Source organism: Streptomyces sp. NBC_00513 (genome assembly GCF_041431415.1).
GTDB lineage: Bacteria > Actinomycetota > Actinomycetes > Streptomycetales > Streptomycetaceae > Streptomyces.
Window position 1 is genome coordinate 5,254,284 of record NZ_CP107845.1, and the last position, 19,112, is coordinate 5,273,395.

The following is a 19,112-nucleotide window of genomic DNA, read 5'->3' on the forward strand; positions in this document are numbered from 1 at the left end:
TTAGAATTTGACCCAACACCCGGCCGACCCGCCGGGTGGTGACCCGAGGAGCCACCTTGGCTGCTGAGCTGCACGTCGAGCTGGTCGCGGCGGACCGCAATGTCTGGTCCGGCGAGGCCACCCTTGTTGTCGCCCGCACCACGTCCGGCGACATCGGCGTCATGCCCGGTCACCAGCCGCTTCTCGGTGTGCTGGAATCGGGCCCTGTGACCATCCGCACCAGCGAGGGCGGCACTGTCGTCGCCGCGGTGCACGGCGGATTCATCTCGTTCGCGGACAACAAGTTGTCGCTGCTGGCCGAGATCGCCGAGCTCGCGGACGAGATTGACGTCCAGCGGGCGGAGCGGGCACTGGATCGCGCGAAGTCGGAGGCCGACGCGGCCGCCGAGCGTCGCGCGGATGTCCGACTGCGCGCGGTAACGGGGCACTGAGCCCCGTACCGAATAGTGTGCGACCTCAGCCGCGGTTCGTTCTGGAATTTTCCAGACCGGGTCGCGGCTGAGGCGATGTACGTCCGTTTTTCGCATGGCGGTATTCGATGAGCGAGGAGGTCGGTGAAGATGCTCCTCGCTCTGCTTGTGAGCGGCCTGATCGTGGTCTTGTTGGCGATCGGGCTCTTTGTCTTCGGGCTGCGCCGGAGACTGATCCAGCGGTCCGGGGGGACCTTCGACTGCAGCCTGCGGTGGGGCGGTGTGGCCGAGGGGCCCGACGTCTCCGGCAAGGGATGGGTGTACGGGGTCGCCCGCTACAGCGGTGACCGGATCGAATGGTTCCGGGTCTTCAGCTACTCCCCGCGCCCGCGCCGGCTGCTGGAGCGTTCCTCCATCGAGGTCCTCGCCCGCCGCGCGCCCGAGGGCGAGGAGGAGCTGGCGCTGCTGTCGGACGCCGTCGTGCTCGGCTGTTCCCACCGGGGGACGCGCCTGGAGCTGGCGATGAGCGACGACGCGCTGACCGGTTTCCTGGCCTGGCTGGAGGCGGCGCCTCCCGGCCAGCGGGTGAACGTGGCCTGAGCGGTACCGGCACGTGAGGAAGCCGGGGAGAAGGGGGACGGACCCTTCTCCCCGGCTTCGTCGGTTCACCGGTGCGGAGCGCGGGGGCTACTGCAGACCGGTGTGGATCGCGTTGGCGAGCTCACCGTTGGTGGTGTCGCCGCTGAACTCCCAGAAGAAGGCTCCGCGCAGTCCCTGCTGCTTGGTCCAGGTCATCTTCGAGGCGACGGTGGCGGGGGTGTCGTAGCTCCACCAGTTGCTTCCGCACTTGGCGTAGGCGGTGCCGGCGATGGTGCCGGTGGACGGGCAGCTCGCCTTGAGGACCTTGTAGTCCTCGATGCCGGGCTCGTACGCGCCCGGGGCGGGCCCGGTGGCCGTGCCGCCCGGGGTGGCCTGGGTGACGCCGGTCCAGCCGCGGCCGTAGAAGCCGATGCCGAGGTTGAGCTTGGAGCCGGCGATGCCCTTGCCCTTGAGCTTGGTGATCGCGGCCTCGGAGTTGAAGCCGTCCTGCGGGATGCCGGAGTAGGCGGTGAGCGGGGAGTGCGGGGCCGTCGGGCCCTGCGCCGCCCAGGCGCCGAAGAAGTCGTACGTCATGACGTTGTAGAAGTCGACGTACTGGGCGGCGCCCGCGTAGTCGGCCGCGTCGAGCTTGCCGCCGTTGGAGCCGTCGGCGGAGATCGCGGCGGTGACCAGGTTGTTCGCGCCGAACTTGCCGCGGACGGCCTGCATCAGGTTCTTCAGGGAGGCCGCGCCGCTGGTGTCGCAGGTCAGGCCGCAGGCGTTCGGGTACTCCCAGTCGAGGTCGATGCCGTCGAAGACGTCGGCCCACCGCGGGTCCTCGACCAGGTCGTGGCAGGACTGGGCGAAGGCGGCCGGGTTCGCGGCGGCCTGGCCGAAGCCGCCGGACCAGGTCCAGCCGCCGAACGACCAGAGGATCTTGATGTTCGGGTACTTCGCCTTGAGCTTGCGCAGCTGGTTGAAGTTGCCGCGCAACGGCTGGTCCCAGGTGTCGGCGACGCCGTCGACGCTCTGGTCGGCGGTGTAGGCCTTGTCGTAGTCGGCGTACGCGTCGCCGATGGTGCACTTGCCGCCCTGGACGTTGCCGAAGGCGTAGTTGATGTGCGTGATCTTCGCGGCGGAGCCGGAGGTGACCAGGTTCTTCACGTGGTAGTTGCGCTGGTAGACGCCCCAGTTCGTGAAGTAGCCGAGCTTGACCCTGGTGCCGTCACCGGGGTCGGGGCCGGGGCCCGTGCCGCCGCCCGGGGTGGTCACCGAGAGGGAGCCGGAGGAGGGGCCGGTCTGGTCGGCGGTGTCGCGGGCGGTGACCGTGTAGGCGTACGTCGTGCCCTTGGTCAGGCCGCTGTCGGCGTAGCTGGTGCCGGTCACCGTGGCGACCTTGCCGCTGCCGCGGTAGACGTCGTAGTTCTTGATCCCCTTGTCGTCGGTGGCCGCCGCCCAGTTCAGGGTGAGCGAGGTCTCGGTGACCCCGGTCGCGGTGGGGGTGCCGGGGGCGGACGGCGGGTTGTCGGTGGGGGTGGTGCCGCCGTCGCAGGAGCCGCCGTTGATCTTGCAGCCGGAGGGGGCGCCCGGGCCGGTGCCGTTGAAGCCGAAGGTGACGCTGGCGCCGGGGGAGAGGGCGCCGTTCCAGCCGACGTTCTTGGCGGTCCAGTGGTTGCCCGAACTGGTGACGGTGGCGTCCCAGGCCGAGGTGACCCTGGTGCCGGTCGGGTAGTCCCACTCCACGGTCCAGCTGTTGATGGCGGTGGTGCCGGTGTTCTTCACCGTCCACTTGCCCTCGAAACCGGAGCCCCAGTCGGAGGCCTTGGTGTAGGTCGCGGTGGCGGAGCCGGCGGCCTGTGCGGTGCCTGCCAGGCCGACGAGGCCGGCGACGGGCAGGGCCAGGGCGACCGCGGTCGCGGCCAGCCTTCTGAGCAGTCGTACGCGTCGTGGGGGTGCTGTGCTCAAGGGTGCTCCTCCGTAGGTCCGTCGAAGTCGTGGGGCCGACTCCGACATGGGGGTGGGACCTGCGCCGCCCGTGAGCACGTCTCGTCAAGGTTCTCGCCATGACACGCTCACCACAGTGTTGCGGTGAGATTAGAAAGGTCTGGACCAACCGTCAAGAGGTCCAGACCTCCCTTCGAGCCTCCTACTGGATGCCCAACTCCTGGGCCAGTACGGCCGCTTGGACCCGGCTGCGCAGCTCCAGCTTCCCCAGCAACCTGCTGACGTGCGTCTTCACCGTCGCCTCCGCCATCTCCAGCCGGCAAGCCACCTCCGCGTTCGACAGGCCCTCACCCAGGCAGCCCCACACCTCCCGCTCTCGCCGGGTCAGCGAGGCCACCGCCGCCGCCCGCTCCGGCGGCACGGCCGTCCGCACGGGTTGCGGCGCCGCGAACTCGGCGATCAACCGACGGGTCACCGCGGGCGCGATCAGCCCCTCGCCGCGGGCGACGGTGCGCACCGCCCCGATCAGCTCCGCCGCCTCCGCGTCCTTCAGCAGGAAGCCCGAGGCGCCCGCGCGCAGCGCTCCGAAGACGTACTCGTCGAGATCGAACGTCGTGAGCACGAGCACGTCGGCCAGCCCCTCCGCGACCACCTGCCGCGTGGCCGAAACCCCGTCGAGCCGGGGCATCTGCACATCCATGAGGACCAGATCCGGCCGAAGCTCACGGGCCAGACGGACCGCCTCCTCCCCGTCCGCCGCCTCGCCCACCACCTCCATGTCGCCCGCACTGCGCAGGATCATCACCAGACCCGCGCGCACCGCCCGCTGGTCCTCCGCCACCACGACCCGGATGGTCACCCGGTCACCGCCCTCTCCTCGGCGGGCAAGGACGCCCGCACCTGCCACACCGTGCCGGCCCGCCCCGCCGTGAACGCGCCCCCGAGCAGCTCCGTCCGCTCGCGCATGCCGATCAGCCCCGCGCCGGAACCGGGGGCGCGCGGGCCGGGCCGCTCCCCGTACGGCGAGTCCACCCGTACGGTCAGCAGCCCGTCCGCGGATGACAGGCGCACCCGGACCGTCCCCGGGACGGCGTGCTTGAGGGCGTTCGTCAGCGACTCCTGGACGATGCGGTACGCGGCCAGCTCCACGGGGGCGGGCAGCGGCTCCCCGTCGGTGCGGGTGTCCTCCAGTACGAAGTCCAGGCCGCTGCCGGCCCCGTTCACACGAGCCTTGCCGATGAGTACGTCCAGTCCGTCGAGGGAGGGCACCGCCACCGGCTCCTGCTCCGCGCCGGCGTCCCGCAGCAGCCCGATCAACCGTCGCATCTCGGCCAACCCCTGCACGCTGTTCTCGCGGATCACCCCGAGGGCGTCCCGGCTGGTCGCGGGGGAGTCGATGGACAGCGCGGCGGTGGAGTGGATGGCGATGGCCGACAGGTGATTGGCCACCATGTCGTGCAACTCCCGCGCCATCCGGGCCCGTTCCGCGACCACGGCCTGCGCGCGGTCCATCTCGGCCAGCAGCGCGGTCTGCTCGGCGCGCAGCCGGGCGGCGACCGCCGCCTCGCGGTGGTTGCGCAGGGTGGCTCCGGTGAGGGCCGGCCCGAAGCTGACGATGCCGGTGATCACGCCGATCAGCAGGGCCTGCGGGGTGCGCAGCCAGGCCACCGAGGCGATCGTGACGGCGATGGTGATCAGTCCGGTGGTGACCGGGAGCCGCCGGGCCATGGAGGGCTTGCCGTACACGACGGCGGCGTACATCAGGTCGGTGAAGATCAGGACCGTGACCAGGTTGCCGACGGTGAACTGGTCCGCGATCACCCCGACGGTGCCCACGGGCAGCGTCACGCGCGGTGCGGTGCGGCGCAGCAGCTCCATCGGGCCGAGGGCGACCAGCGGGACCAGGGCCGCCCAGTCGGGGAACATGTTCCGGCTCGGGGAGCTGTGTACCCCGAGTGACCACAGGAGCACCCCGGCGAGCAGGCTGACGACGCACAGCAGCACGTCGTCGCGGTGGGGGCGGAAGGCGGACACGAGGGTCTTCGAGGGCACGTTCCCATCCAACACGGTGAAGCGCTCCCGGGCCTCGCCGGCTGGGCGGAGGAGCCGCTACATCGAAGGGTGCAGTCGACTCTCGTCATCGCAGACGACGTGCCGGACCGCACCGGACGGGACTCTTGGAAGGACCGGGAGCGGCCGCCCCGTCCGAGTCGAGAGGTCGAGCGGGGAAGGTGAGTACCGTGCTCGTCGCGCTGATCGTCGCCTGCGAGGTCGGTTTCTGGGTGCTGCTGGCGGCAGGGCTGGCGCTGCGCTACCTCGCCCGAATGCCGAGGCTGGGCGCGGCGGTGCTGCTGTGCGAGCCGCTGCTGGAACTGGCCCTGTTCGTGTTCACCACGCTGGACCTGAAGAACGGCGGCCGACCGGGCTGGACGCACGGCCTGGCCGCCCTCTACATCGGCTACACCGTGGCCTACGGCCACTACACGGTGAAGTGGCTCGATCGGCACGCCGCCCACCGTTGGGCGGGGGGACCGAAGCCGCCGGGCGCCAAGTACGTCAGTGCGCGGGCCGTCCACGAGTGGAAGCTGTGGGTACGGACCCTCGTCGCCGCGGCCGTCTCGCTGGCACTGCTGGAAGCCGCGATCCGGTACGTGGGCGACGGAGTGGACGTCGACGCGCTCCGGCAATGGCAGTCCGTCGTCCTGCGGATCGTCGGCATCCAGGCCCTGGTCGCGGCGACCTACTCGATCTGGCCGCGGAAGGCTCCGGCGGGCAGGGTCGACCAGGACGGGGCAGACCCCGCCGCCCTCCTCAAGCGGTAGCCGGGTCGACCGCCCAGCCGACGGGCGGCGGACTCGTCAGCGCTCGCCGCCCGGCACCCACAGCACGTCCCCGACCTCCTTGTTGGCCGTACGGGCCAGGATGAACAGGAGGTCGGAGAGGCGGTTCAGGTAGGTGGCCGTCAGCGGGTTCATGGCCTCCGCGTGCTCCTCCAGGGCCGCCCAGGTCGAGCGCTCGGCGCGCCGCACGACGGTGCAGGCCTGGTGCAGCAGGGCCGCGCCGGGGGTGCCGCCGGGCAGGATGAAGCTCCGCAGCTTCTCCAGCTCGCCGTTGAAGGTGTCGCAGTCCGCCTCCAGCTTGTCCACGTAGAACTGCTCGACGCGCAGCGGCGGGTACTCGGGGTTCTCGACGACGGGGGTGCACAGGTCCGCGCCGACGTCGAACATGTCGTTCTGCACCCGGACCAGGACCTTCACCAGGTCCTCGGACAGACCGCCGAGGGCGATAGCCGTGCCGATGGCCGCGTTCGCCTCGTTGACGTCGGCGTAAGCGGAGATCCGCAGGTCGGTCTTCCGCGTGCGGCTCATGTCTCCGAGGGCGGTCGTGCCCTGGTCGCCGGTGCGGGTGTAGATGCGCGTGAGGTTCACCATGTGTCCAGCCTAGTGAGCGACCCCGAAACACGCGTACGGCGCCCGCGTGCGATGGCCCCCGCGGGCCGGCCGTCGTCCACCGGCGACGGCCGCAGAACCGCCCGAAAGGGTACGCAACGGCGCAGAGATGGCGGTACGGGGAAGAGGGGGCGGTATGCCCGACCCGGTCGCCGTCCGGAGCGGGGTCGAACAGGCCCGGTGGGCCGCCGTCTTGACGGGCCCGTGCCGCCCCGAGCGGAGCGCCGGGGTCGGTGGAGCGGAGCGCCGGGTCGGGCGACTCCGGCCGATCGAGGACCGGTTGGGGACGGCGGGTACGGGCTGAGCCGTCCCGGTGTGATGTCCGTCAGATGAGACGTGACGCGTGTTACTTCGCGGTCACACGACCCCTCACTGGCGCTAGTCTCCGCCGGAGAGGCCACGGGACTGGGCCGTATTCGAGAACGAGGGGTGTGCAGTGGCTGGGAAGCTCGCCGTCATCGGTGCCGGACTCATGGGATCCGGTATCGCTCAGGTCTCCGCTCAGGCGGGCTGGGACGTCGTACTGCGTGATGTCACCGACGCCGCGCTGACCCGTGGCACGGACGGGATCAAGGCCTCGTACGACCGCTTCGTCGCCAAGGGCAAGCTGACGGCCGAGGACGCCGAGGCGGCGCTGGCCCGGATCACCACCTCCACCGACCTCGACGCGGTCGCCGACGCCGACATCGTCGTCGAGGCCGTCTTCGAGAAGCTCGAGGTCAAGCACGAGATCTTCCGTGCGCTCGACAAGCTCGTACGGGACGACGCGATCCTCGCCTCCAACACCTCCGCCATCCCGATCACCAAGATCGCGGCCGTGACGGAGCGTCCGGAGCGGGTCGTCGGCGCGCACTTCTTCTCGCCCGTCCCGATGATGCAGTTGTGCGAGCTCGTCCGCGGCTACAAGACGAGCGACGAAACCCTCGCCACCACGCGGGCGTTCGCCGAGTCGGTCGGCAAGACCTGCATCGTCGTCAACCGCGACGTCGCCGGCTTCGTGACGACCCGTCTGATCTCCGCGCTGGTCGTCGAGGCCGCCAAGCTGTACGAGTCGGGCGTCGCCTCCGCCGAGGACATCGACATCGCCTGCAAGCTGGGCTTCGGTCACGCGATGGGCCCGCTCGCCACCGCCGACCTCACGGGCGTCGACATCCTGCTGCACGCCACGAGCAACATCTACACCGAGTCGCAGGACGAGAAGTTCGCGCCGCCGGAGCTGATGCGCCGCATGGTGGACGCGGGCGACATCGGTCGCAAGAGCGGCCAGGGTTTCTACAAGCACTGAGCACGATCGTTCGAATGCCCTCGCCCGACAGGGTGAATTAGGTATCGGTTCGCTCACGGTCGGCAACTTCCCTGCTCCTGAGGCAGTCAGTTGCAGTGAGAGTTGCCGACCACGGACCAGTCGGACCAGACGAACGCAGGACTGCCGGGAGCGCATATGCACATCAGGGGCGACCACGCCGAACTCGCGGTCGGGGGTCGCCTCGACGTGCGCAGCGCGGCGGACGCCCGTACGGCCCTGCACTCCGCCCTCGACGACGGCCACGGCGACCTCGTGCTGGACCTCACGGCACTCGACTCCTGGGACGCCACCGGCCTCGGCGTGATCATGGGCGCCCACCGGAGGGCCGGCCGGAGCGGACGCCGCCTGGTACTGCGCGGGGTGCCCGCGCAGATGCAGCGGTTGCTGGTGGCGACCCGGCTGCACCGGATCCTCGCCATCGAGGGCGGGCTGGAAGCGGAGTCCCTGCCGCGGGTGTGACGACCGGATGCGTCGGATTCCGCAGAAACGTAACGGTCCGGTGGTGAAGACACCCCCGGCGGTTCCGGCGGGGCCGGCCACGGTCTAGGGTTCGGGCGGAAACCGGACCAGTAGCGACTGCGGCGTGTGCGAGCGAAGGCCGGGCGGTACGACGGCGGCAGCGGCGGTACGCGCGACGCGATCGGGGGACTTGGTCATGGACCGAACTCAGGGACAGTCCGAACCGGGCGAGGACACCCCGGCAGCGTCGACGGGACCCGCGAGCGGGCCCGTCGCGCGGGTCGTCACCCTGACCGCGGGGGACTTCACCCTCACCGTCAACCCGGTCGACGGCAGCGAGATAGAACCCCTGCGACCGGGCGCCGCGACGGAGCGCCCCGCCAAGCGCGGTCCGGCCGCCCGCGCCGAGCGGGACGCCGCCGCGAGACCGCCGGCGCTGCCCGGCACCCCGCTCCCCGGCCGGCTCCTGCTGGAGCGCGAGGAGGAGCGGGAGCGACTCGTACGGCTGCTGGGGCGCGGGCGCTCCGTCCGCCTGACCGGACCCGCCGGATCGGGCCGTTCCGCGCTGCTCGACTCGGTGGCCCTCGCCTGCGAGGGCATCGCGCCCGACGGGGTCGTACGCCTCTCCGGGCACGGGCAGCAGCAACCGACGGAACTGCTCCACGCGCTGTACGCGGCCGTGTACGAGGGCTCGGGCCGACGCCCCGACCGCCCGGAACTCCTCGCACGGGTGAAGGAGATCGGCGCGGTCGTCCTCCTCGACGACCTGGAACTCGGCGGCCCCGCGCTCGACGAGCTGCTGCGAGCCACGCCCGAATGCGCCTACCTGCTGGCCGCCACCCCCGACACCAAATCCCCCTCCGACGACTCGCACCTGGAGGAGGTCTTCCTCGGGGGCCTCGGCCGGGCCGACTGCGTCCTGCTGCTGGAGGCCCTCACCGGGCGCGCCCTGACCGAGGAGGAGACCGCCTGGGCGGGCGACCTGCGGTTCGCCTCCGAGGGGCTGCCCCTGCGCTTCGTCCAGGCCGCCGCGCTGCTGCGCCAACGGGACGAACTCAACCGGACCGACGAGACGGACGACGAGGAGGAGCCCGGAGTCTTCGAGGAACGCCCCCGCGAGCCCGTCGACGTACCGCTGCCCACCCTGGCCGAGGCCGCCGCGCCGGCGGAACTCCTCGCCTCCCGGGTGAGCGAATCGGCGCGGGCCGCCCTGCGCATCGCGTGCGCGCTCGGCGGGGAGATGCCCCACCACGCGCACCTGCCGGCCCTGGTGGGGGACACCCACGCCGACGTGGCGGTCGCGGAACTCCTCGGCTGCGGACTGCTCACCCCGGTCGGACCGCGCTACCGGCTGGCCCCCGGGGTGGCCCGGCAGCTGGAGGAGGCCGGGTACGGGGAGAGCGCCGCCGAGGAGGCCCGCACGGCCGCCCGGCACTACGTCTGGTGGACCGGCCACGCCTCGGTGACCCCGGAGCGGGTCGCGGCGGAGGCCGACGCGGTACTGGCGGCCTTGGCGGGCGCCGACGTGGTGGCGGCCGTACTGCTGGCGCGCACGGCCGCCCCGGCCTTCGCGGCGTCGCTGCACTGGGAGGCGTGGGAGCGGGTGCTGCGCTCGGGCGCGGAGGCCGCGCGCAAGGCGGGGGAGGTCGCGGAACAGGCGTACTTCCACCACGAGCTCGGTGTGCTCGCGCTGTGCGAGGGCCGGCTTGAGCGGGCCCGGGCGGAGCTGGAGGCCTCGATCGGCCTGCGGGGCGCGCTCGCCGACAAGCGGGGCACGGTCGCGGGGCGGCGGGCGCTGGCGCTGGTCACGGACCGGGAGACGGCGGGGGGCGTGGCGTCGCCGCCGCTGCGGCTGGAGGCGCCCGTGACCCCGGTGACGCCCGTGACCCCGATGACGCCCGCGGCGCCCGTGACTCCTGCTCCTCCCAAGGCTTCCACGCCGCCGACGGCCTTCCCGCCGGTGTCACTGTCCGCGTCCCTGGCCGGCTCCGTTCCCGCGGCTCCTCCCGCGGCCCCGGCCGACGCCCCGCCCGCGTCACCGCTGACGCGACCGGTCGGCGCGCCGGCCCCGACGGGGCCCGGGGTCCCGCCGGCGCCCGCGGGGGAGGTCGTCACACAGGTGGTTCCCGTGATCCAGCGGGGGGACCAGAAGTCCTCCTCCGCCCTGTCGGAGGTCTTCGACGACGCGTTCCCCCTGACGGCGAAGCCGGCCGCGCCGCCCCTCGCCCCGCCGCCGCCCGCTCCGGCGTCCCGACGCCGCACGGCGCTGCTGGCCGCGGCCGGCGCGGTGACGGTGGCCGTGCTGGGCACGGTGGTGGCCCTGGCGGTGATGCCGTCGGGCGACGACAAGCCGCAGGGGCCCGCCGTGTCGACCACCCCGACGTCCGTGACGGAGAGCAGCGGGAACGTTCCTTCGGAGCCCTCCGCACCCGAGCCGGGGACGTCCGACCCGGCCGATCCGGCGGACCCGAGCCGCCCCGCACCGTCGGGCAGCCACTCCGATCCGGGCACCGTACCGGGCACGGGGAAGACACCGCCCGCGCGCACGCCGTCCGGCCGGCCCTCGTCCCCGACGACGCCGCGCACCTCGACGCCGCCGTCGACGCCCGTCCAGTCGCCGACCTCCCCGGACCCCAAGCCGTCCACGTCCTCGGTGACCCCGCAGCCGTCGGTGTCGACCCAGCCGCCGGTAACGCCGGTCCCCACCGGCCCGACGGGCGGCGACACCTCCCCGGAGGCGTCCACGACCCGGTAGGGAGCGGAGAACGGCACGGCCCCGCCGGCAGTCGCCGACGGGGCCGTGAAAGCCGTGGGAAGAGGCGCCCTAGAACAGGCGGAGCTTGTCGTCCTCGATGCCGCGCATGGCGTTGTAGTCGAGGATCACGCAGTCCATGCCGCGGTCCGTCGCCAGGACGCGGGCCTGGGGCTTGATCTCCTGGGCCGCGAACACGCCCCGGACGGGGGCGAGGTGCGGGTCCCGGTTCAGGAGCTCCAGGTAGCGGGTCAGCTGCTCGACACCGTCGATCTCGCCGCGCCGCTTGATCTCCACGGCCACCGTCGCGCCGTCGGCGTCACGGCACAGGATGTCCACCGGCCCGATCGCGGTCATGTACTCGCGCCGGATCAGGCTGTAGCCCTCGCCGAGGGTGTCGATGCGGTCGGCCAGCAGCTCCTGGAGGTGCGCTTCCACGCCGTCCTTGATCAGACCCGGGTCCACGCCCAGCTCGTGGGAGGAGTCGTGCAGGACTTCTTCCATCGTGATGATGAGCTTCTCGCCCGCCTTGTTGATGACGGTCCAGACACCGGCCTCGTCCCCGCTCCCCTCCTTGAGGGTGCACGGAGGCGACATCCAGTTGAGCGGTTTGTACGCCCGGTCGTCCGCATGGATCGAGACACTGCCGTCGGCCTTCACGAGGATCAGACGGGGTGCCGAGGGCAGATGGGCAGTGAGCCGGCCCGCGTAGTCGACGGAGCAGCGGGCAATGACGAGACGCATGGTCGGCAACGCTACTCGACCGATGGGCCTCCACGCGATTCGCCCGTGAAAGCCCCGTTCGCGGATGGCGCGTTGTATGCGCATTCTCCTGGTGCGGTACCCGGTGGGCGCCTACCGTGGATAGCGGGAGGTCGTCGAGCGTGCACACTGCGTCGCGACTCTCCTTCCCTGCCCGTAAGACTCCGGCGACCCGAACGCCGGGGTCACGAGAGGAGAACCCATGTCGCTCGACGTCTCACCGGCCCTACTCGAACAGGCCGAGCGAGGCGAGGTCGACGAAGCCGCCTTCGTCGACTGCGTCCGGACCTCCCTGCCTTACGCATGGGAGATGATCAGCTCGCTGGTGGCTCAGCTGGAGGTTGAGGGCGGAGAGTTCGCCGACAACCAGACGCCGCCGCCGGACGAGCAGGCGCGGGGGCAGCTGCTGCGCGCCCTCGCGAGTGACGCGATACGTGGTGCGCTCCAGCGGCACTTCGGAGTGCGTCTGGCATTCCAGAACTGTCACCGTGTCGCCGTGTTCCCGCTGGATACCTCATCGGATGACAGGCACGCCCGTTTCACCTCGATCCGGGGCCAGTTGCTCAACCAGTCGCCGGAACTGCGGGACTGCTAGGCCGTCTCCGTTTCGCCCGGCGCCACTGTGACGACGGGACCTGGGCCCCGTCGCCACCGGTGTTCCGCTGCCGCTCCGAGTCGCGAGAGCTGCGACTGACACCGGAGCGGCAGGCCCGGGTTCCGACTCCCCGACCGCCGTCGGCCCGGGGTCCGGATCTCAACCGAGGCGGGGCAGGACCTCGGCGCCCAGGCGCCGTACGTTCTCCTCCGTCGCGGCGAGATCGCCGGAGCCCTCCGTGAGCAGGGCGAACCGGGTGATGCCCGTGCGCTCCGCGGTCGCCGCCAGCCGGTCCGCCGCCAGTCGCGGCGTACCGACCGGGTGCAGGTCGCACAGCAGCTCCGTGTAGGCGACGGGATCGCGCATCGCGCGCTGCCGGCCGTCCACCGTCACGTGCGCGTCCAGCCCCTGCCGGAACCAGCCCGGCATCGCCTTCACCAGTGTTTCCCGGGCGTCCGCGGTCCGGTCCGCCAGCTGGCACACCCCCGCCGACACGTGCCCCGCCTCGGGGTCGTGACCGGCGTCCCGCGCGGTGCGCCGCCACAGCGCGACCATGTCCGCCTTGTCCTCGTCCCCGCAGTGCATGCCCAGCAGCATCGGCAGGCCCCGCTCGGCGGCCAGGCGCACCGACGCCGGGGAGGTGCACGCGACGATCACTTCCGGCCCCTTCCCGTCGCCGTCCAACGCCTCCGACGGACGCGGCACGACGGCCACCTCGCGGAAGGCGTACCGCTCGCCGACCGCCCCCACGCGCGGCTCGGACAGCCAGCGCCGCACCAGGTCCAGATCGTCCGGGAAGCCCTTCTCGTACGCGTCCAGACCGCCCCCGAACACCTCCAGGTCCACCCAGGGACCGCCGCGCCCCACCCCGAGGGTGAACCGGCCCCCCGAGGTGACGTGGAGCAGCGCCGCCTGCTCCCCGAGGGCCACCGGGTGCGTGCTCGGCAGCACGCTCACGGCCGTGCCCACCCGCAGCCGCCGGGTCCGTCCGAGCAGCAGGGCCGCGAGGGTCACCGCCGACGGGCAGACCCCGTACGGCACGAAGTGGTGCTCGGCCAACCAGACCGAGTCCAGCCCGGCCTCCTCGGCCACCTCGGCGGTCCGCACCGCCCGGTGCAGCGCCTCCCCCTGCCCCTGGCCCGGGAACTGGGCCGCCAGTACAAACGCTCCTACGCGCATCGCCCTTAGCCTCCTCGCGGCCGGCGCGGCCTCCCCCAGGTGGACCGGCTCGGTGCCGTTTCATGGCATCAACGTCTGATGGCAACAACGTCTGACAAGTGCCAAAGGCACGGCCTGACCGGAAAGTTATTGGGATTGTCATGCCGCCCGACGCGTCGCGAGCCTTTCGGTCACCTTCCTCCGGACACCCTGCGGGTACCCGAGCTCGCTGCGCGTAGTCTGGGAGAAAGTCACTGCCGACCGCCCATCCGTGAGGTATACGTGTCACCGCGCCACAACCGCCCCAGGGGCGGGGGGAATCCGTCCGACCGCTCGGACCCGGGCTCCGGGACGGGTTCGGGGGGCCTGGACCGGTTCGGTCTGGAGCAGACCGAGGAGTACCAGGGCGAGGAGTGGAAGGTCCGGCACGTCGCCGGCGCGAGCGCGGCGGGCAAGCGCTACCGCTGCCCCGGCTGCGACCAGGAGATCCCCTCCGGCACCCCGCACCTGGTGGCCTGGCCCGAGTACGGCGGCGTGGACGACCGGCGGCACTGGCACAAGGCTTGCTGGAACGCGAAGGACCGCCGCACCTCGCGGGTGCAGCGGTCCAGGAACGCGCCCCGGCACTGAGTCCTGTCGGCGTCGGGTCGTACTAGTCGGGTCGTGCTAGACGTCCCTGCGGTCGACGATCACGTACGAGGCCGCCACCGCGGCGCCGGTCACCAGCAGGAGCAGGAGCATCTGGGGCAGGTCGCCGGGCACCCTCGTGTCCTCGCCCGTCGGCATGCCGAACAACTGCATCATCGCCACCGGGACGTTGTACTGGAGGACGATCTCCCCGATCCGGGCCGAGGCCTCCCAGTAGCTGAGCATCCCGCCGATCACCGGCGGCAGCGTGACCAGGCCGAGCATGAGGGTGATCGCCCCGGCGGAGTGCCGGACCAGCGCCCCGACGGCGAGGGCGAGCACCCCGAGCAGCGTGACGTAGGCGCAGCCGACGAGCGCGCCGCTCCACTCCCCGAAGGTGTGCGGTCCGGCGCCGGGGCCGCTGTGCACGGCCATCGCCGCGGAGGCGACCACGAAGACCGAACCGACCGTCGCCGCCAAGGCCGTGGCGCTGAAGACGAGGTACTTCGCGGTGAGCACCCGGTGCCGGTCCGGGGCGGCGGTGAAGGTGGTGCGGACCAGGCCGGTGCCGTGCTCGGAGGTGATGGTCAGGACGCCCAGCACGATCACCGCGAGCTGACCGACCAACAGGCCGAACAGCGCCGGGGTGGTGAACGGCATCGCGACGTAGTCCTCGTCCGCGGTCTGGGACACGAAGAGCAGTCCGATGCCGACGACGATCACCACCAGCGCCCCGAGGGTCCACATCGTCGAGCGCACCGAGGTCAGCTTCGTCCACTCCGACGCCACGGCGTGCCCGACGTGCGGCCGGGCGTCGTCGTGCGGCGCCCCGGGGACGGCTGGGGCGGTCGTGGTCGGGCCGGTCATCGGGTGTCCTCGGGGTTGCTCTTGGCGGCGCCGGCCAGCTCGCCGGGGTTGCCGGGCATCAGGAAGGGCCGCTCGCCCGCGCCGGGCGGCGGGGGCGCGTAGAAGCCCGTCCGCGGCACCTCGGGGGCCGCGTCCGCCTCCCACTCCGGGACGCTCACCTGTTCCGGTTCCCACAGCTCGGCCCGGGGGTCGTCGGTGGAGGTGTACTCGACGGAGGACTGGGTCATCCGCATGTAGGCCTCCTCCAGCGAGGCCCGGTGCGGTGACAGCTCCCACAGCCGCACTCCCGCCTCGTGGGCGAGGTCGGACAGCCGCGGCAGGTCCAGCCCGGTCACCCGGAGGGCGCCGTCCGGCTCCTGGAGGACCCGGCCACCGGCCTTGCGGAAGGCTTCACCGAGCGTGTCCCGGCCATCCCGATCGGTATCGGCCGCGCGCACCCGAGCGAATCCGGCCGAGTTGTGCGTGATGAACTCCTGGGTGCCCATGTCGGCCAACAGCCGACCCCGGCCGATCACGATCAGGTGGTCGGCGGTCAGCGCCATCTCGCTCATCAGGTGCGAGGAGACCAGGACCGTACGGCCCTCGGCGGCGAGCTGCCGCATGAGCGTGCGCACCCACAGGATGCCCTCGGGGTCGAGACCGTTGACGGGCTCGTCGAAGAGCAGCACCCGGGGGTCGCCGAGCAGGGCGGTGGCGATGCCGAGCCGCTGGCCCATGCCGAGCGAGAAGCCCTTCGTGCGCTGTCGGGCCGCGTCCTGGAGGCCCACGACGGCCAGTACCTCGTCCACCCGCTTCTCCGGGATGCCGGAGAGCTGGGCGACGGCCAGGAGGTGGGTGCGGGCGCGACGGCCCCCGTGCATGGCCTTCGCGTCGAGGAGGGCGCCGACGTGACGCTGCGCGTTCGGCAGGTCGCGGAATGGCAGGCCGTTGATGGTGACATGGCCGGAAGTGGGCCTGTCCAGCCCGACGATCATGCGCATGGTGGTGGACTTGCCGGAGCCGTTGGGCCCCAGGAATCCGGTGACGTGACCTGGCCTGACCTGGAAGGACAGCTGGTCGACGGCGGTCTTCGCGCCGAAGCGCTTGGTAAGGCCGACTGCCTCGATCATGGTTCTGCCCCTTAGCAGGCCGGTACGACTCTCGCCCGTGTAAGGGTTAAGAGGATATCCAGTGTCCTACGGTTCCGTCTCGGCCGTCATCCCTGAGGTACCCCTGAGACCAACCCGAAGATCCCCCGTAGTACGGCGGACGTCCGTCTCGGGACGGACATCCGCCGGTACCTCCCCCACGCGGGGAAGGCCGGGGCCGGCCACCCCGTCACGCGTCGCGCTTCCTGAGGACCAGGAACCCCGCGAGCACGGCGGCCAACGTCCACAGGGCCATGATCCCGAAGCCGCCCCAGGGCCCGTAGGGCGGCGCGTCCCCGCCCGCCGCGCCCGGCGGGACGACCTGCATGATCCGGGAGCCGGCCTGATCCGGGAAGTACCGGGCCACCTTCCTGGTCGCCTCGACGGCTCCGAGGATGGAGGAGATCATCAGGAAGAACGGCATCAGCACGCACAGGGCGAGCATGGAACTGCGCAGCATCGTGGCGACGCCCATGGAGAACAGGGCGATCATGGCCATGTAGAGCCCGGCGCCGATCACCGCGCGCAGTACGCCGGGCTCGCCGATCCCCACGCTGCGCCCGCCCAGCAGGGCCTGTCCGAGGAAGAACGACAGGAAGCTGGTCGCGAGGCCCACGACCAGGGCCAGGGCGGTGGCGACGATGAGCTTGCCGAGCAGCAGGCTCCCGCGGCGCGGCACGGCCGCGAGCGAGGTGCGGATCATGCCCGAGCTGTACTCGGTGCCGACGACCAGCACCCCGAAGACGATCATGGCGAGCTGACCGAGGGCCATCCCGGCGAAGGCCGAGAGCGTCGGGTCGAAGGTGAGCTGCTCCTCCGGGCGCATGTCGTCGAACGAGGCGTTGATGAACGCGCAGATGCCGGCGCTCACGCCGACCGTGACCACGAGGGCGGCGATCAGCGTCCAGGTGGTCGAGGCCACCGTACGGATCTTGGTCCACTCGGACGCGAGGACGGCGGGGAAATCAGCCATGATCACTTCCCCTTCCGTTGTGCCGCGTCGTAGGAGGAGCCCCAGGCCGGTCCGGAACCGGGCGGGCCGGGGACCGCGCCGGCCGCCCCGGGTTCGGGGGGTGCGCCGGCCGTTCCCGCCGCGTGGGCGTGGTACTCGACCGAGTCCGCCGTCATGCGCATGAACGCCTCCTCCAGGGACGCCCGCTGCGGGCTGAGCTCGTGCAACACGATCCCGTGCCGGGCCGCCAGCTCGCCGAGCCGCTCCGACTCCACGCCGTCGACCTCCAGCGTTCCGGTCGCCGGGACGGCGGTCGCGTCGATGCCCTCCGCGTGCAGGAGGTCCTTCAGTCGCTCCTGCTGGGGCGAGCGCACGCGTACGTAACTCCGTGAGTTCTGCCGAATGAAATCGGCCATCGACAAGTCGGCGAGCAGCTTTCCCTGCCCGATGACCACCAAATGGTCTGCGGTCACCGCCATTTCACTCATCAGGTGAGAGGAAACGAAGATCGTCCTCCCCTCCGCGGCCTGCGCTTTCATGAGATTCCTGATCCAGAGAATTCCCTCGGGGTCCAGACCATTGACGGGTTCGTCGAACATCAAGATCTCCGGATCACCCAGCAGAGCGGCGGCGATTCCAAGCCGCTGCCCCATGCCGAGCGAAAATCCTTTCGACTTCTTCCGCGCCACCGCCGTCAGTCCGACCTGGTCCAGCACCTCGGACACCCGACTCCTCGGGATCCGGTTCGACTGGGCCAGGCAGAGAAGGTTGTTGTACGCGCTGCGTCCGCCGTGCATGGCCTTCGCGTCCAGCAGGGCCCCGATGTGCGTGAGCGGCTCCGGCAGGTCCCGGTAGCGCTTCCCGTCGATCCGCACCCGCCCGGCGGTCGGATTGTCGAGGTCGAGCATCATGCGCATCGTCGTCGACTTCCCCGCCCCGTTGGGGCCGAGGAAGCCGGTCACCACCCCGGGTCTGACCTGGAAGCTGAGGTCGTCCACTGCCGTCTTCGCACCGAAGCGTTTGGTGAGGCCCTCAAGCTCGATCATGCGGCCACGCTAGAACGGCAGAGGGCCCCACGCCACCTCAAACAGGTGACACAAGGCCCTCGGTACCAACCGTCCGGCGCAATGGCGTACAACGCCTACGCGCGCCGTCGTACTGGAGACTGCGTGTACTAGCGGCTCTGCTGAGCCGGGACGCCACGCGTGACCGGCTCGTCGTCGATCGGGGAGCCGGCTGCGGCCACGGCCGCACCGGTCAGCGTCGCCAGCATCTCGCGGACGTTGGTCAGCTGCGCGTTGATCGAGTCGCGGCGGTTGGTGAGCGCCGCCAGCTCGCGCTCGGACTCGCTGCGGATCCGGTCGGCCTTCGCGTTGGCGTCGGCGACGATGTCCTCGGCCTGACGCTGCGCGGTCTCCACGGTCTGGCGCGCGCGACGCTCGGCGTCGGTACGGAGCTTCTCCGCCTCCAGGCGCAGCTGCTCCGCGCGGTGCTCGATCTCCGCGAGACGCTTCTCCGCCTTGGCCTGACGCGAGGCCAGGTCGCGCTCGGACTGCTCGCGGCGCTTGGCCAGGTTGGTCTCGAAGTCCGCGGCGGCCTGGGCGGCCTTGGCGCGGGTCTCCTCGAAGAGCGCGTCGGCCTCCTCGCGCTTGGAGGCCGCGTCCTTCTGGGCCTCGGAGCGCAGGGTGGCGGAGTCGCCCTTGGCCTTCTCGACGATGCGGACGCCCTCGTCCTCCGCCTTCGACTTCCGGTCGGCGGCGAACGACTCGGCGTCGTTGCGCACCTGCTGGGCGGCCGACTCGGCCAGCTCGCGGTGCTGCTCGGCCGCGCGACGGGCCTCCTCGCGAAGGTCCTTCGCCTCCTCCTCGGCCAGTCGCAGGATCTTCTCGACCCGGGCACCGAGGCCGGCGTACGACGGCTCCGCGTCGCTCACCTGCGCCTGGGCGTTCTGCGTTTCGAGGTGCAGCTCCTCGATCCGCTTTTCCAGAGAGTTGATACGTCCTAGTGCGCTGTCGCGGTCGGAGACCAGCTTGGTAATGCGGTCGTCCACCTGACCGCGGTCGTAACCACGCCGCACGAGCTCGAAGCCGAAGGGGGAGGAAGTGTCGCTCATGGGGTTCCTGTC

19 protein-coding genes are annotated in these 19,112 nt (G+C 71.5%); 8 read left to right on the plus strand and 11 right to left on the minus strand.

Annotated features, from left to right (window positions below; all coding sequences use genetic code 11):
- The first annotated feature begins 56 nt into the window (after positions 1-56).
- Complete coding sequence (locus tag OHA84_RS24420; protein ID WP_053677447.1) at positions 57-431, plus strand: F0F1 ATP synthase subunit epsilon; 375 nt, start codon at positions 57-59, stop codon at positions 429-431.
- A gap of 129 nt (positions 432-560) precedes the next feature.
- A complete protein-coding gene (locus OHA84_RS24425) occupies positions 561-1,010 on the plus strand; it encodes a DUF2550 domain-containing protein (RefSeq protein WP_053677710.1) in 450 nt (149 codons plus the stop codon).
- A gap of 87 nt (positions 1,011-1,097) precedes the next feature.
- Here OHA84_RS24425 and OHA84_RS24430 read toward each other — a convergent pair whose 3' ends face one another.
- The 3 genes from OHA84_RS24430 to OHA84_RS24440 all read right to left on the minus strand — a co-directional run bounded on the left by OHA84_RS24430 (position 1,098) and on the right by OHA84_RS24440 (position 4,985).
- Positions 1,098-3,002: a glycoside hydrolase family 18 chitinase gene (locus tag OHA84_RS24430; protein ID WP_266969768.1), complete on the minus strand. Its 1,905-nt coding sequence runs from the start codon at positions 3,000-3,002 to the stop codon at positions 1,098-1,100.
- 133 nt (positions 3,003-3,135) lie between these two features.
- A complete protein-coding gene (locus OHA84_RS24435) occupies positions 3,136-3,792 on the minus strand; it encodes a response regulator transcription factor (protein WP_053677452.1) in 657 nt (218 codons plus the stop codon).
- A complete protein-coding gene (locus OHA84_RS24440; protein ID WP_234349996.1) occupies positions 3,789-4,985 on the minus strand; it encodes a sensor histidine kinase in 1,197 nt (398 codons plus the stop codon). The genes OHA84_RS24435 and OHA84_RS24440 overlap by 4 nt, the downstream gene beginning before the upstream one ends.
- 188 nt (positions 4,986-5,173) lie before the next feature.
- Between OHA84_RS24440 and OHA84_RS24445 the strand changes: the two genes are divergently transcribed.
- The gene (locus OHA84_RS24445) at positions 5,174-5,755 is read left to right on the plus strand and encodes a hypothetical protein (protein WP_266969766.1); all 582 of its coding nucleotides are present in this window, start codon (positions 5,174-5,176) and stop codon (positions 5,753-5,755) included.
- A gap of 36 nt (positions 5,756-5,791) precedes the next feature.
- On the opposite strand, the gene OHA84_RS24450 is transcribed toward OHA84_RS24445, so the two are convergent.
- Positions 5,792-6,364, minus strand: coding sequence for a cob(I)yrinic acid a,c-diamide adenosyltransferase (locus tag OHA84_RS24450; RefSeq protein ID WP_053677455.1), 573 nt, complete (start codon positions 6,362-6,364; stop codon positions 5,792-5,794).
- 454 nt (positions 6,365-6,818) lie between these two features.
- Here OHA84_RS24450 and OHA84_RS24455 point away from each other — a divergent pair, with 454 nt between their 5' ends.
- From OHA84_RS24455 to OHA84_RS24465, 3 genes are all read left to right on the plus strand, one after another.
- On the plus strand, positions 6,819-7,667 hold the full coding sequence (locus OHA84_RS24455; RefSeq protein WP_053677457.1) for a 3-hydroxyacyl-CoA dehydrogenase family protein: 849 nt from the start codon (positions 6,819-6,821) through the stop codon (positions 7,665-7,667).
- 156 nt (positions 7,668-7,823) lie between these two features.
- The gene (locus OHA84_RS24460) at positions 7,824-8,147 is read left to right on the plus strand and encodes an STAS domain-containing protein (RefSeq protein WP_053677459.1); all 324 of its coding nucleotides are present in this window, start codon (positions 7,824-7,826) and stop codon (positions 8,145-8,147) included.
- A 196-nt stretch (positions 8,148-8,343) separates the two neighbouring features.
- Entirely contained in the window at positions 8,344-10,902 is a 2,559-nt protein-coding gene (locus tag OHA84_RS24465) for an ATP-binding protein (protein ID WP_266969763.1), read from the plus strand.
- Between the two features lie 69 nt (positions 10,903-10,971).
- Here OHA84_RS24465 and nucS read toward each other — a convergent pair whose 3' ends face one another.
- Positions 10,972-11,643, minus strand: a complete 672-nt coding sequence (gene nucS / locus OHA84_RS24470; protein ID WP_053677463.1) for an endonuclease NucS — start codon at positions 11,641-11,643, stop codon at positions 10,972-10,974.
- A 220-nt stretch (positions 11,644-11,863) separates the two neighbouring features.
- Between nucS and OHA84_RS24475 the strand changes: the two genes are divergently transcribed.
- Positions 11,864-12,256 (plus strand): SCO5389 family protein, encoded by a 393-nt coding sequence (locus OHA84_RS24475; protein WP_053677465.1) that lies wholly within the window; start codon positions 11,864-11,866, stop codon positions 12,254-12,256.
- Positions 12,257-12,415: 159 nt separating this feature from the next.
- On the opposite strand, the gene OHA84_RS24480 is transcribed toward OHA84_RS24475, so the two are convergent.
- A complete protein-coding gene (locus tag OHA84_RS24480; protein WP_053677467.1) occupies positions 12,416-13,435 on the minus strand; it encodes an LLM class flavin-dependent oxidoreductase in 1,020 nt (339 codons plus the stop codon).
- 261 nt (positions 13,436-13,696) lie between these two features.
- On the opposite strand from OHA84_RS24480, the gene OHA84_RS24485 reads away from it, so the two are divergent.
- Positions 13,697-14,044 carry a hypothetical protein gene (locus OHA84_RS24485; RefSeq protein WP_053677469.1) on the plus strand — a complete coding sequence of 116 codons (348 nt, stop codon included), beginning with the start codon at positions 13,697-13,699 and terminating at the stop codon, positions 14,042-14,044.
- A 36-nt stretch (positions 14,045-14,080) separates the two neighbouring features.
- Here OHA84_RS24485 and OHA84_RS24490 read toward each other — a convergent pair whose 3' ends face one another.
- The 5 genes from OHA84_RS24490 to OHA84_RS24510 all read right to left on the minus strand — a co-directional run bounded on the left by OHA84_RS24490 (position 14,081) and on the right by OHA84_RS24510 (position 19,100).
- Complete coding sequence (locus OHA84_RS24490; RefSeq protein WP_053677471.1) at positions 14,081-14,908, minus strand: ABC transporter permease; 828 nt, start codon at positions 14,906-14,908, stop codon at positions 14,081-14,083.
- Entirely contained in the window at positions 14,905-16,017 is a 1,113-nt protein-coding gene (locus OHA84_RS24495; protein ID WP_266969759.1) for an ABC transporter ATP-binding protein, read from the minus strand. The genes OHA84_RS24490 and OHA84_RS24495 overlap by 4 nt, the downstream gene beginning before the upstream one ends.
- A 208-nt stretch (positions 16,018-16,225) precedes the next feature.
- Complete coding sequence (locus OHA84_RS24500; RefSeq protein ID WP_053677714.1) at positions 16,226-17,008, minus strand: ABC transporter permease; 783 nt, start codon at positions 17,006-17,008, stop codon at positions 16,226-16,228.
- Positions 17,009-17,010: 2 nt separating this feature from the next.
- A complete protein-coding gene (locus OHA84_RS24505) occupies positions 17,011-18,033 on the minus strand; it encodes an ABC transporter ATP-binding protein (protein WP_266969757.1) in 1,023 nt (340 codons plus the stop codon).
- Between the two features lie 128 nt (positions 18,034-18,161).
- A complete protein-coding gene (locus tag OHA84_RS24510; protein ID WP_053677477.1) occupies positions 18,162-19,100 on the minus strand; it encodes a cellulose-binding protein in 939 nt (312 codons plus the stop codon).
- Between the last annotated feature and the right edge of the window lie 12 nt (positions 19,101-19,112).

Excerpts from the sequence above, each read along its gene's own strand:
- OHA84_RS24425 (WP_053677710.1), top strand. The coding sequence starts at position 561 with ATGCTCCTCGCTCTGCTTGTGAGCGGCCTGATCGTGGTCTTGTTGGCG.
- OHA84_RS24430 (WP_266969768.1), bottom strand. The coding sequence starts at position 3,002 with ATGTCGGAGTCGGCCCCACGACTTCGACGGACCTACGGAGGAGCACCC.
- OHA84_RS24450 (WP_053677455.1), bottom strand. The coding sequence starts at position 6,364 with ATGGTGAACCTCACGCGCATCTACACCCGCACCGGCGACCAGGGCACG.
- OHA84_RS24460 (WP_053677459.1), top strand. The coding sequence starts at position 7,824 with ATGCACATCAGGGGCGACCACGCCGAACTCGCGGTCGGGGGTCGCCTC.
- OHA84_RS24465 (WP_266969763.1), top strand. The coding sequence starts at position 8,344 with ATGGACCGAACTCAGGGACAGTCCGAACCGGGCGAGGACACCCCGGCA.
- nucS (WP_053677463.1), bottom strand. The coding sequence starts at position 11,643 with ATGCGTCTCGTCATTGCCCGCTGCTCCGTCGACTACGCGGGCCGGCTC.
- OHA84_RS24475 (WP_053677465.1), top strand. The coding sequence starts at position 11,864 with ATGTCGCTCGACGTCTCACCGGCCCTACTCGAACAGGCCGAGCGAGGC.
- OHA84_RS24480 (WP_053677467.1), bottom strand. The coding sequence starts at position 13,435 with ATGCGCGTAGGAGCGTTTGTACTGGCGGCCCAGTTCCCGGGCCAGGGG.
- OHA84_RS24490 (WP_053677471.1), bottom strand. The coding sequence starts at position 14,908 with ATGACCGGCCCGACCACGACCGCCCCAGCCGTCCCCGGGGCGCCGCAC.
- OHA84_RS24495 (WP_266969759.1), bottom strand. The coding sequence starts at position 16,017 with ATGATCGAGGCAGTCGGCCTTACCAAGCGCTTCGGCGCGAAGACCGCC.
- OHA84_RS24500 (WP_053677714.1), bottom strand. The coding sequence starts at position 17,008 with ATGGCTGATTTCCCCGCCGTCCTCGCGTCCGAGTGGACCAAGATCCGT.
- OHA84_RS24505 (WP_266969757.1), bottom strand. The coding sequence starts at position 18,033 with ATGATCGAGCTTGAGGGCCTCACCAAACGCTTCGGTGCGAAGACGGCA.
- OHA84_RS24510 (WP_053677477.1), bottom strand. The coding sequence starts at position 19,100 with ATGAGCGACACTTCCTCCCCCTTCGGCTTCGAGCTCGTGCGGCGTGGT.